Genomic DNA, 12,500 nt, shown 5'->3' with positions numbered 1-12,500 from the left:
GAAGAGAAGGGATCGATAAATAGATGAGTGTCAGTCGCCTTGGAGAACTTCTAGTCCGTAACCAACTTATCTCTGACGACCAACTGGCGAAGGCGATTGCCGAGCAGAAGAGAGAAGGCATTCGGTTGGGGGCAGCGCTGGTCAAACTGGGTTATGTCCAGGAACATGACCTGGCCTCTTTTTTATCGAAACATTATGGTGTCCCTTCTATAAACCTTGCCGAATTTGATGTTGATCCAGCTGTCGTCAGCCTGATCCCTGCTGAAGTTTCCCAAAAATACCAACTTGTGCCTATCAATCGAGCCGGAGCGACCTTGATTGTCGCCATGGCCGACCCGTCCAATATTTTCGCCATTGATGACATCAAGTTTATGACCGGTTTCAATGTCGAAGTCGTTGTCGCCGCAGAAGCTGCCATCAAAGATGCTATTGATAAGTATTATGACCAAAGTTCTTCTATGGCTGACGCCTTAGAAGGGTTAGAAGATTTTGACGATCTGGAACTGGTTGATGATGTTGGTTTTGAAGATGTTAACGAACTGGAGCGTGCCAGTGAAGATGCCCCGGTGGTTAAACTCGTCAATCTGATTTTGACAGACGCCATCAAAAAGAAAGCTTCAGATATTCATATTGAACCTTACGAACATGCTTTTCGCGTGCGTTATCGGATTGACGGGGTTCTTTATGAAGTGATGAAGCCACCACGCAAGTTAAAAAACGCCATAACCTCACGCCTTAAAATCATGGCATCTCTCGATATCGCGGAACGCCGCCTTCCTCAGGACGGCCGGATTAAAATCAAGCTGGGACGGGGCCAGGAGATGGATTATCGGGTCAACTGCCTGCCGACACTTTTTGGTGAGAAGGTCGTCTTGCGGTTGCTTGATAAAAGCAGTCTGCAACTGGATATGACCAAGCTTGGTTATGAAGAAAAAGCTCTCGAATGGTTTAAAAAAGAGATTCATAAGCCCTTCGGTATGGTGCTGGTGACCGGCCCGACAGGGAGTGGCAAGACGGTTTCTCTGTATTCGGCACTCTCGGAACTGAATAAAACGACCGAAAATATTTCGACTGCCGAGGATCCCGTTGAGTTTAACTTTGCCGGGATCAACCAGGTTCAAATGCATGAAGAGATTGGGTTGAACTTTGCTGCGGCCCTGCGTGCTTTTTTGCGCCAGGATCCGGATATCATCATGATTGGAGAGATCCGGGATTTTGAAACCGCTGAAATCGGAGTCAAAGCGGCATTGACCGGGCATATGGTGTTATCGACTTTGCACACCAATGATGCACCCAGTACGGTTAACCGGTTGTTGAATATGGGTATTGAGCCCTTCCTGGTTGCTTCTGCAGTCAACCTGATTTCAGCCCAGCGCCTTGGGCGTCGGGTCTGTAGCGAATGCAAAGAACCGGATAAACATTCGCCGGAAGCTCTGATCTCAGCAGGTGTGCCAGAGGATCAGGTTGGCAAGTTTACCGCTTACAAGGGGCGCGGCTGTACGGTCTGCAACGATACCGGATACAAGGGACGGGTCGGCTTCTATCAGGTCATGCCGATGTTTGAAGATATTAAAGAGATGGTTCTGTCAGGCGCCAATACCGCTGAAATCAAGGAAGAGTCGATGCGGTTGGGAGTTAAAACCATGCGTCAGGCCGCCTTGACCAAAATGATGGAAGGGGTGACCACCCTGGAAGAAGTGTTGCGTACGACCATTTCAGATGATTGAATCTGTTCTGTTTTTGCATGAAAAGGGGGAAGGACTACAATGGCTAATATGCATCAACTCCTGAAGACCATGATTGAACAGGGGGCTTCAGATTTACACATCTCAACCGGGTCGCCTCCTCAAATCAGGATCGACGGCAAAATGACCCCACTGCCCGGGCAGAGTCTGTCGTCCGCCGAGACCAAGCAGCTCTGTTACAGTGTCCTTACTGACGCGCAAAAACGAAAATTTGAAGAAGAAAACGAACTGGATCTGTCTTTCGGAGTCAAAGGGCTTTCCCGTTTCAGGGGAAATCTTTTTGTTCAGCGCGGAGCCGTTGCCGGAGCCTTTCGGGCGATTCCCTTTGAAATCAGGGGATTTGATGAATTGGGATTACCTCCGGTTGTCAAAGCTTTGTCGAAAAAACCACGGGGACTGGTGCTGGTCACTGGTCCGACCGGTAGTGGTAAATCGACAACACTGGCGGCCATTATCGATGCCATTAATCGCGAGCGCAGTGAACATATCATCACCATTGAAGATCCCATCGAATACCTCCACCCGCATAAAAAATGTCTGGTCAATCAACGTGAAGTCGGCGCGGACACCCAATCCTTCAAAAAAGCGTTGAAATATATTTTGCGCCAGGATCCGGATGTCGTTTTGCTTGGAGAGCTGAGGGACATTGAAACAATTGAGGCCGCTCTGACCATTGCCGAAACGGGACACCTCTGTTTTGCGACCCTGCATACCAACTCCTGTGTGCAGACCATGAACCGGATTATTGATGTCTTCCCGACCAGCCAGCAGTCCCAGGTCAGAACCCAATTGTCGTTCGTTTTGGAGGGGGTGTTATCGCAGACTCTCATGCCCAAAGCGAATGGCAAAGGGCGTTGTATGGCGTTGGAGGTCATGGTGCCAAATCCGGCGATCAGGAATCTGATCCGCGAAGATAAGATTCACCAGATCTACTCGCAAATGCAGATCGGGCAGGATAAGTTCGCGATGCAGACGATGAATCAGTCGTTATTTCTGCTTGCTCACGCGCGGGAGATCAGCCAGGAAGATGCCATGATGCGCTCCCATGACCTGGATGAGTTAAAGCAGATGTTCGCTAATCCGAATGCTGTGTTAAGTCGGAAGAAGCATATCAATCCTGGTAGAGCGATTTAACCGATTTTTGAAGACAGGTTTGTTGAATCCATTACACAAGGATTAACATCAACCACTGTTTTCTCGGTGGGTGATGTATGCCGGGATGGATTTTTAAATGACCTGCTAAAATGCTCAGAACAAATGTAAATTGAAAGGGGAGGACGATGCCAACGTTCGCGTGGACCGGTCGGTCGAGAGATGGAAAAACGAGCAAAGGGACAATGGAGGCAGGCAGTGAATCCATTGTAACGGCTAATCTGCGGCGCCAGGGCATTCAGGCAACAAAGATCAAAGAAGCCGGAAAAGGAATGAACGCTGATCTTAATATCAGTTTTCTTAAACCTAAAATAACCACCAAAGATATAGTTGTTTTTACCCGACAATTTGCGACCATGATCGATGCCGGCTTGCCGTTGGTCCAATGTCTGGATATTCTTTCTTCGCAACAGGAAAATAAAACCTTTAAGGAAGTGCTCACCGAAGTCAAAGAAGACGTTGAATCAGGCTCGACCTTCGCGGATGCGCTGAAGAAACACCCCAAAGCTTTCAATGAGTTATATGTAAACTTGGTTGCCGCCGGTGAGGTAGGCGGTATCCTGGATACAATTTTATCCAGGCTTGCCGCTTATATTGAAAAAGCTCTCAAATTGCGCAAGCAAGTCAAAAGCGCCATGACCTATCCTGCCACGATTGTGGGTATTGCTCTGGTGGTCATTGCCGTCATTCTGATATTTGTTATTCCGGCATTTGAAAAAATGTTCAAGGACTTTGGCGGCGCATTACCAGCACCGACCCAAATTGTTATTAATCTAAGCAACTTTATTCAAGATTACATCTTGGTGATTGTCGGGGCAATTGTTGTGTTGATTTTTGCGGCCAAGAAAATTTATGCAACGGAAAAGGGGCGCGACAGAATTGACAACTGGGCTCTGAAGCTTCCCGTGTTCGGGATATTGATCAGAAAGGTGGCTGTCGCCAAGTTTTCCCGTACTCTGGCAACAATGATCTCCAGCGGGGTGCCGATTCTTGATGGCCTGGATATCGTCAGGAAGACAGCGGGAAATAGGACGGTTGAAAAAGCAATTGGTAAAGTTCGATCCAGTATCAGCGAAGGAAAAACCATTGCGGAACCGCTGAAAGAGTCGGGTGTTTTTCCGCCAATGGTGTGCCAGATGATCGAAGTTGGTGAACAAGCCGGAGCGCTCGACACTATGCTTAGCAAAATAGCTGATTTTTATGATGATGAAGTTGACGATGCCGTGAATAATTTGACTGCGATGATGGAGCCTTTGCTCATGCTGTTCCTTGGGACCACCGTCGGTGGTTTGGTTATCGCAATGTATCTGCCGATCTTTAAACTTGCCGGAACTGTTGGCGGCTGATGGAACCAGCCGATCAGCTCCTATTTTCACCGAAAACGACTGATAACCGCAGCTTGACATGGTATTTGATTTGTCGGACTGCGGTTATTACGTTTCTGCTTGGTGGGGCTTCTGTTTTTTATTTAAAGGGTACGGTTGATCACGGGATCATCCAACCTTTGTTCGTACTGATTGGTGTTTCTTACGCAGAAGCTCTTGTCTCGGCAATAATCCTTAAAAATCTAACAAAAACTTTTATTTTTGCACAAGTTCAGATTATCTGGGACCTACTTTTCGTGACGGCCTTGATATTGATGTCCGGCGGAGTGGAAAGTGTTTTTTCTTTTGCTTATCTTCTGGTTATTGTTTGGGCCAGTTTTCTTTTTTCCCGACGGCTGACAGTGCTGGCTGCAGCCAGTGCAACGATCCTGTTCGGCGGTATTCTTGACCTGCAGTATTTTCATTATCTGCACTATTTCAACCTTTATCGCACTGTTCCCGATGGGAACTTTTTTTCAGTTCTGTTTGTCCACTCCGTCGCTTTTTTTCTAACCGCCATATTAAGCGGAACTCTGGCCGAACGTTGGCGTAAGAGCGAAGCACAGTTGCAAAAGAAATCGATTGACTATGCTGAACTGGAAAAAATGAATCGAACTATACTGGCCCACATTAGTAGTGGGCTGATGTTGGTCAATCCACAGGGCCGTATTCGTTCATTTAATCGCGCTGCCACGGATATCACCGGTTTTACCTTGCAAGACGTGTATGATCAAGATGCGGGACTTTTTTTCCCTGAATTCGCAGGAACGTTCTCTCCTCAAGAAAAAAACCTCTCGCGTGCTGAGGGGCGTTTTCAAAATAAACTTGGTCAAAACTTGATTCTTGGTTATGCGACAACGACTGCCAAAGGGCCTCGCGGAGAAAATTTAGGCACGTTGGTCACGTTTCAGGACTTAACCCAGTTTAAAAAAATAGAAGAAGATCTTATGCGGGCTGATCGTTTGGCCGCGGTAGGCCGACTGGCAGCTGGAATGGCTCATGAGATTCGCAATCCGCTGGCATCAATAAGTGGATCCGTTCAGCTGTTGATGGAAGCTGAGCATGTGAAAAAAGACGATCTCCATTTGATGAAAATAGTTGTCAAAGAAGCAGATCGTTTGAACCATCTATTGACCGAGTTTTTAACTTTTGCTCGGCCGAATATTCCGGTTAAAGAGAAGACGAATATTTCTGAAACGCTGGATGAGTTAGAGCAGATGCTCAAGTCCGATGACAGGTTTGACGGGATAGAAATCAGGTTGACCAAACCGGATAGCGAAGTATTTCTTTCTTTAGATAAGGGCCAGCTTTGCCAGGTATTATGGAATTTAGCCATTAATGCTGCTGAAGCAATGCACGGTCGAGGTTTTTTGTTATTGATGATTGATCCATGCTTGGAAGGGGGAACCCAAATCATAATTGAGGATTCTGGCCCAGGTATTGATGACAGTATCTCCGAGAAAATTTTTGAACCCTTTTTTTCAACCAAAGATCATGGTACCGGCCTTGGCCTGGCAGCAGTTTATTCGATCATTGAAATGCATGCAGGTACCGTGCATGTTGAGCGTAGTGAGCTGGGTGGAGCTCGGTTTGTTCTGCAGTTTGAGGGATAGGATAAATAAAAATGGAAAAGAGAAAAGAGAGAATACTCATTGTTGATGATGAGTCGAGCCTGCGAGAAATGCTGGCGATACTGCTTGAGCGTGAGGGCTACCAGGTCGAAGAGGCGGCAAACGGACAAATAGCTCTAGGATTAATTCAGACCAGCGATTTTGATTTGATTATTTCTGATATGAAAATGCCATGTTTAGGTGGCATTGGTCTGCTACGTAAAGTTCGTGAGCAAGAAATAAAAACTCCAATGTTGATGATTACAGCATTCTCCTCAACAGAAGAAGCTGTCGAAGCCATGAAACTTGGCGCCTATGATTATATTACCAAGCCGTTCAAGAATGACGAAATCAGGCTGGTAATCAAAAACGCTCTTGAACGCAGACAGTTGGAAGCTGAAAATTTTCAACTAAAGCAGCAATTAGGGGTTAGGTTTTCGTTTCAGCGTTTGATTGGTGATAGTCCTGCAATGAAGAAGCTTGTCGCATTGCTGGAACGTATAGCTCCCAGTCAGGCCAATGTTTTAATCACAGGGGAAAGCGGAACCGGCAAAGAGCTTGTGGCCAAAGCGCTTCATCTGAACAGTGAACGGAAAAAAAGCCCTTTTGTACCAATTAATTGCGGAGCCATCCCGGAAAATTTATTGGAAAGTGAGTTGTTTGGGCATGAAAAAGGTGCCTTTACCGGGGCCGACCGTAAAAAGGAAGGGCTGTTTGAATCTGCCAACCAAGGGACTTTATTCCTTGATGAAATCGGCGAATTGCCCATGGGAATGCAGGTCAAGTTGTTGCGGGTGTTACAGGAAAGGGAGTTTCGGCGAGTGGGCGGAACCAGGACTTTGCCCCTTGATATCCGCCTTATAGCCGCAACAAACCAGGATTTGACAGAAATGATTCAGGCTGGTGCTTTCCGGGAAGATCTTTTTTATCGGTTGAATGTTGTTTCTGTTGAATTGCCCCCTCTGCGGAATCGGAAAGAAGATATTCCCATGCTGATCGACAATTTTTATCAGCAACGAACTGGTAAACAACACTATTCCATTAGTAAAGAAGCACTACAGATTCTCCTCAATTATGATTGGCCCGGAAATGTGCGCGAGTTGGAAAATCTTGTTGAGCGCTGTATTGTTTTGGGTGAAACAGAACAATTGACCACAGACATTCTTCCTCCTCAAATCAGCACCTTCAGTAAAAAACGTATCGATGTTCTGAGTGAGATTCCAGAAAATTTTAATCTTGAAAAATGGCTGGAAGATATGGAGCGGTCATTGCTTTTGGCCGCATTGGAAAAATCCGGGGGAGTCAAGAAAAAGGCGGCTGAGTTGCTTGGAATCAGTTTCAGGTCTATTCGTTATCGCTTGGATAAATTAGGTGTGAGTGACGATTCATGGCAGGAGGATTGACAAAAATTGTCACTTCTGAGCTGATAAGCAACAATAAATTGATCCTCTTTCAGGTTTATAGAGAAACTTGAGATGCAAAATTGTCAAATGGTGTAGAGGGTGATGATGATTGAGTTCCACAGGTGTCTTTCAATTTCATATACTTAGCAATGGTTAATTTTAAGGATGCACCGCTTTGGGACTATTTCTGATGAGGCATGGCAAAAAAAATAATTTAAAAATGAGTTTGGTATAGTCATTGCTTATGTCTTAGTTGTGGTAAATGAAAAATTGTAAATTGAAGAGCATTCTGCTCAAAATCCAAACAACGGAAAAGGAGATTCATCTATGTTGAAAAAATTCCGTAAGAACGAAAAGGGTTTTACCCTGATCGAACTGTTGATCGTTGTCGCGATCATCGGTATTCTGGCTGCAATTGCTATCCCGCAGTTTGCAAGTTATCGTCAGAAAGCATTTAACTCTGCATCGCAAAGTGATTTGAAGACGATCAAAACCTCATTAGAAGGTTACTATACAGATGAGTACTATTATCCTTATTAAGCAATAGAAAAGCCTTTTCTCAAGGAGATCCATATGAAAAAAATAGTAGTTTTAACTTTTTGTTTGTTTCTTGTCTTGCCGGTAAGCGGTGTTTTTGCTGCTGGTGATGTAACCTCTTCAGGAGGACAATTAACGCTCGGTAGCACTGCCGGGGCTAGTACAAACCCTCAACTTATTATTGGTTTGTCCCCAAAAGTCGTCGCTCGTTATGTAACGGATGGGACTGATACCGTTACTGCTCAGTGGTATGCTATCGGCACTGTTCATCCGGGTGGGAATCTTGGATATGGTACTGCACAAAATCTCAATAATATTTATTTCATGAAATATGAGACTGGAGCAGCTACTTCAACAATACTGAACGAGCTGCCCACTACCGCAAATTCTGCTTCTGATTGGTCTACTTCCTGGGATATGTAGATTTTTAGGTGAAATAAAAAGCCCCTCACTTGAGGGGCTTTTTATTAAAATTTATGAAAAAAGAAAGTATTAAAAACTACGGTATTTTTCTAGCTGTTATTATTTCTCAATTTATAACTATTCCATTTTTTGCAGACATTGATAAAGTTGGAAAGTTATTCTTTATCATTATCTTTATTTCTTTTTACCTTATTTTTAATCAAATTTTTTATAAAGACTTTTTTTATCATATTTTTTTATTCTTTTTTTTCTGCTGTTTTTAGTATTTATATCTTTTTCAAAAATTTCAATTTACCCATTTTGGTCTTTTCTTCAATCTTTGATTTTTCTTTCGTTTCTTGTCTATTTATCGTTGGTAGTCAGAAAATTTTATAAAAATATAAAAGTCTATAACTATTTAATTGATTTAATTCTTATCGGGTCTGTTTTTTCGGCGGTTCTAGGTCTGTATGAATTTTTTTCTTATTCTTTATTTGGAAAAAGTAAAACCATGCTTATACCGTATTTGCTTCCGCCGGACTCTTCTTTTAGAGTTGGTGGAGTATATGGTCAGCCTAACTTGTATGCCGTTTTTTTGACTGTCTCAATATTGGCATTTTTCTGGAAATATATTCACTCTGCGCATGACCTCTCTATTAAAAAGACGAAAATTTTTCGTTTTATACCTTTGGTTCTTGTATCTGTTGTCTTTTTTTTGACTGGGTCTCGGTCCGGATTTTTATCTCTGTTTTTTGTTCTTATATATTTACTTTGGATGGTTTCTAAAGGTAAATATCTTTGTAGGGATTTTAAAAAAAAGAAAGAATTTTTTAAAATTTCATTTTTTGTTATTTTTTCATTTTTTATTGCACAAATCTTAATATTTTTCTTTTCTTCGGGTGCTCTGAATAGAGCCCTTAATATCACTGGCGTCAGTATTGAGGCTAGATTTGTTTTTTGGACATCAGCAGTTTTAATGTTTGTTGATAATTTAATAACTGGGATTGGCTTAGGTAATTATAAATTTCTTATGAATTCCTATGGACCAAAGTCTTATTCATTGCTTGGTTTTGTTCAGTATGAGGCTATGGGAAGTTCTTCTTGGGCACATAATGAGTTTCTGCAGTTGTCTTGTGAGGGTGGAATTTTTGTTTTTTTTATTTTGCTAATACTTTTAATTATTTTTTTCGTTAAACTATTTAAAATACTTTTTACTAACAAGACTCAGTGTTCACCTATATTTTTATATAGTCATTTATGGTTGCTTCCTTTTATTATCCAATCTATGTTTTCATGGACACTGCGGTCTCCCCCGCTTCTATTTTTATTTTTTACGTTATTGGGAGGTCTTCTTTCTCAATATCCTTTAAAAAGAATAGACATTTCTCCTGCTTTGAGAGGGTTTATCTTGTGCCTTTCTGTTGGGAGTCTTATTATAATAGGTATATTTTTCATACAAGAATTAAAAATCGAGAAATTTAAAAAGCAACTAATTACCTCTGTAGGCCTAGAAAATACCTTTGGGGAGTTTGCGCAGTTAGCAGCTGATCCTTATAGTGAATATCGTGTATTGTCAGGCTCTTTGAATCGGTATGCTCGGGAAAGCTTAAAAAATAACGATCTGGTGATGGTCGAGAAATTGATCCCTTATTACGAGCGGCTTTGTGAGCTAAAAGGAATGCGTTGGTATTGGTTTGATTTAGCTCATTTATATCTCAAATTGAATCGCGAAGATGAATCAAGATTTGCAATTAAGCAAGCTATTCATTTGATGCCACTAGAGCAAAAATATTGGGATTTTCTACATTATCTTAATGTTCTTGTTGCCTCTCGTGAAACTGGCCGCCCAATTAGTTCCTTCTATCCTCAAAAAGTTGATTTTAGTTTAAAAGAAATGACAGGAATTCTTGATGACTGAAATAGAAGTTCATAATATTACAAAAACGTATAATCCGGGATTATTTAAAAAGAAAGTTTCTGCTGTCAATGGTGTGAGCTTCGAGATATCTCAAGGGGAAGTTTTCGGTCTGATCGGGCCTAATGGGGCAGGAAAGAGTTCAACTATTCGTATGTTATTAGGCTTAGTACGTCCAGAGTCTGGACATATTTATTATAGAGGTGAAAAATTAGGGGAAAACGTAGCTCTCAAGGAGATTGGATATCTGCCAGAAAATCCATACCTTTATGATCACTTAACGCTTAGGGAGCTTCTTGTCTTTTGTGGACGTGTCTCTGGTATGTCCTCAAGAGAGGTTTTGAGGCGTAGCCAAGTATTGATGGAGAAGTTAAATATTTTCGAATCACAAACGCGCCCTCTAAAGACTTTTTCAAAGGGGATGCTGCAACGGGCTGCTATCTGTTTTGCCCTTTTGCATAATCCTTCTGTCGTTATTTTTGATGAACCAATGTCAGGACTTGACCCAATAGGCCGGAAATTAGTTTTTGATCTAATCATGGAACTTAAGAAGAATGGGAAAACGATATTTTTTTGCTCTCACATCTTGAATGATGTCGAAAGATTGTGTGATCGAATCGGACTATTGCATAGAGGGCGCCTGATCTCGCAGTTAAATAAAAATGACTTATCTTTAGCCCTGGGTAATAGCATTTTTCTTTTTGTTGAGCCTCTTTCTCAGATACAGCAGAATGAGATAAGAGCATTGGGTGTGGATATATGTAATGAAGCCGGTACTACAATGTTGGCTATTAATGAAGACATTTATTTCCAGGTTAACTCACTTCTTGAAAGAAAACAGGTTAAGGTTCTTGGAAGCAGGAATTCTTGGCGAACGTTAGAAGACTTGTTTCTTCAACTAATTGAAGGGCAAAAGATATGAAATCTGTTATGGCCTTGGCGATTATCACTTTTAAAGAAGGGATTCGGAATCGTTCTTTGTTTGGAATTGCTCTCGTTTCGCTATTTCTCTTTGGATTGAATATTTCTGTTGCCGGATTTTTTATGCGTGATGTTGGTAAGGTCACTATTGATATGAATTTGGCAGCCTTGTCCTGTGCTGGATTGTTGTTAGTTTTTTTTGTTGCTGTCAATCTGATGGCAAAAGACATTGATCGGAAAACTATTCATTTGGTATTTTCTAAACCTATTTCTCGGGCTCAGTATATTGTGGGGAAATATTTAGGCATCGTTTTTTTTGTAACTGCTTGTTTGAGTTTTTTAGTAATAATTTCAACATTTACAGTTGGCCTGTTGCTGACAATGTATCCTGATTATTTTATAGGTTTTTCTTGGGGGCTTTTTTATTTAGCATGTTTTTTTAATTTAATTAAATTTTCTGTTTTATCTGCTATTGTAGTTTTTTTTAGCACAATTTCTAGTGGATCTTTAATTACCTTGATATTTTCTATTAGTAGTTATGTTGTTGGTGTAACAATCGAGGAAGTTGTTTTTTATGTTAAATCAGCGGCTGCAGCACAAGAAAAAATAATATCAGAAACATTAAAGTTATTTTTACAAGTATTTTCGTATGTCATACCGAACTTTTCTGTTTTTGATTTTACTCTTGAAGCTGCCCATGGTTTACCTGTATCTATTGAGAGAATATCCATTTCCCTTGGTTATTCTTTGACTTATATTATTATTCTTTTAATTTTATCTTCATATGTTTTTTCACATCGAGAATTTAATTGATGCAACGTATCATTCGTATTCTCTTTCTTTTATTTTTTATAGTTAGTTATTGCTTTTTTTGTCGTGGTGTATGGGAAAATCGCAAGCATGTCCGCGACTCTGCTCCTGCCCCATATGTTATTCCTTCTAAATTTAGTCGAATGTTGGCTCTAGGTTATAAGGGGCCTTTGTCGGATTTTTTATTTTTAAAGATATCAACATTTATTGGAGGGCGAAATATCTCTGGTAAACAAATGGCTGACCATGATTGGGCTTATGTTGTCAGCGGACTTAGTGTTGTCACAGATCTTGATCCATATTTTGTCGACCCGTATTTCTTAGCTGAAGGACTTCTTGCATGGGAGGCTAATAAACCTGAGCAAGCTAATGATTTGTTGATAAAGGGAATGGAATCTCGAAAATTTGATTGGCGTTTGCCTTATTTTGTTGGATTTAATTATTTTTATTTTCTAAAAGACTACTCAAGGGCCTCTGAATATATAATGCAAGCTGCTAGCCTTTCTGGTAGTCCTAATTATTTACAAACACTTGCCGCTCGTCTCGCTTATTATGGTGGGAGGTCAAAAACAGCTTTATTGTTTCTAAAAGAAATGTTGTTGGAGGCCAGAGATCCTTTACTTAAGCAACGACTGCAAACC

10 protein-coding genes and 1 pseudogene are annotated in these 12,500 nt (G+C 41.5%); all 11 read left to right on the top strand.

Annotation, left to right across the window (positions count from 1 at the left end; translation table 11 throughout):
- Positions 1-23: 23 nt before the first annotated feature.
- A complete protein-coding gene (gene pilB / locus N909_RS0100060) occupies positions 24-1,727 on the top strand; it encodes a type IV-A pilus assembly ATPase PilB (protein WP_029909507.1) in 1,704 nt (567 codons plus the stop codon).
- 39 nt (positions 1,728-1,766) lie between these two features.
- A complete protein-coding gene (locus N909_RS0100055; RefSeq protein WP_029909504.1) occupies positions 1,767-2,879 on the top strand; it encodes a type IV pilus twitching motility protein PilT in 1,113 nt (370 codons plus the stop codon).
- Positions 2,880-3,025: 146 nt separating this feature from the next.
- Positions 3,026-4,243, top strand: a complete 1,218-nt coding sequence (locus N909_RS0100050) for a type II secretion system F family protein (RefSeq protein WP_029909501.1) — start codon at positions 3,026-3,028, stop codon at positions 4,241-4,243.
- Positions 4,243-5,874 carry a two-component system sensor histidine kinase NtrB gene (locus N909_RS0100045; protein WP_051689396.1) on the top strand — a complete coding sequence of 544 codons (1,632 nt, stop codon included), beginning with the start codon at positions 4,243-4,245 and terminating at the stop codon, positions 5,872-5,874. Before N909_RS0100050 ends, N909_RS0100045 begins: the two co-directional genes overlap by 1 nt.
- Positions 5,875-5,885: 11 nt before the next feature.
- Positions 5,886-7,274, top strand: a complete 1,389-nt coding sequence (locus tag N909_RS0100040; RefSeq protein WP_029909485.1) for a sigma-54-dependent transcriptional regulator — start codon at positions 5,886-5,888, stop codon at positions 7,272-7,274.
- Between the two features lie 327 nt (positions 7,275-7,601).
- Positions 7,602-7,814, top strand: a complete 213-nt coding sequence (locus tag N909_RS26270; protein WP_029909481.1) for a type IV pilin protein — start codon at positions 7,602-7,604, stop codon at positions 7,812-7,814.
- 33 nt (positions 7,815-7,847) lie between these two features.
- On the top strand, positions 7,848-8,234 hold the full coding sequence (locus N909_RS0100030; RefSeq protein WP_029909478.1) for a hypothetical protein: 387 nt from the start codon (positions 7,848-7,850) through the stop codon (positions 8,232-8,234).
- Positions 8,235-8,724: 490 nt separating this feature from the next.
- Positions 8,725-10,131, top strand: coding sequence for an O-antigen ligase family protein (locus tag N909_RS0100020; RefSeq protein WP_029909472.1), 1,407 nt, complete (start codon positions 8,725-8,727; stop codon positions 10,129-10,131).
- Positions 10,124-11,050, top strand: coding sequence for an ABC transporter ATP-binding protein (locus tag N909_RS0100015; protein ID WP_051689395.1), 927 nt, complete (start codon positions 10,124-10,126; stop codon positions 11,048-11,050). Before N909_RS0100020 ends, N909_RS0100015 begins: the two co-directional genes overlap by 8 nt.
- Positions 11,047-11,862, top strand: a complete 816-nt coding sequence (locus tag N909_RS0100010) for an ABC transporter permease (RefSeq protein WP_029909453.1) — start codon at positions 11,047-11,049, stop codon at positions 11,860-11,862. Before N909_RS0100015 ends, N909_RS0100010 begins: the two co-directional genes overlap by 4 nt.
- Positions 11,862-12,500: pseudogene (locus N909_RS25465) on the top strand (hypothetical protein); the annotation flags it as partial. The gene N909_RS0100010 and the pseudogene N909_RS25465, both read left to right, overlap by 1 nt.

Origin of the sequence: Pelobacter seleniigenes DSM 18267 (assembly GCF_000711225.1) — a bacterium.
In the GTDB taxonomy this organism is placed as follows: domain Bacteria; phylum Desulfobacterota; class Desulfuromonadia; order Desulfuromonadales; family Geopsychrobacteraceae; genus Seleniibacterium; species Seleniibacterium seleniigenes.
Note: the sequence above shows the minus strand (reverse complement) of the source record. Positions and strands in the feature narration are given on the sequence as shown.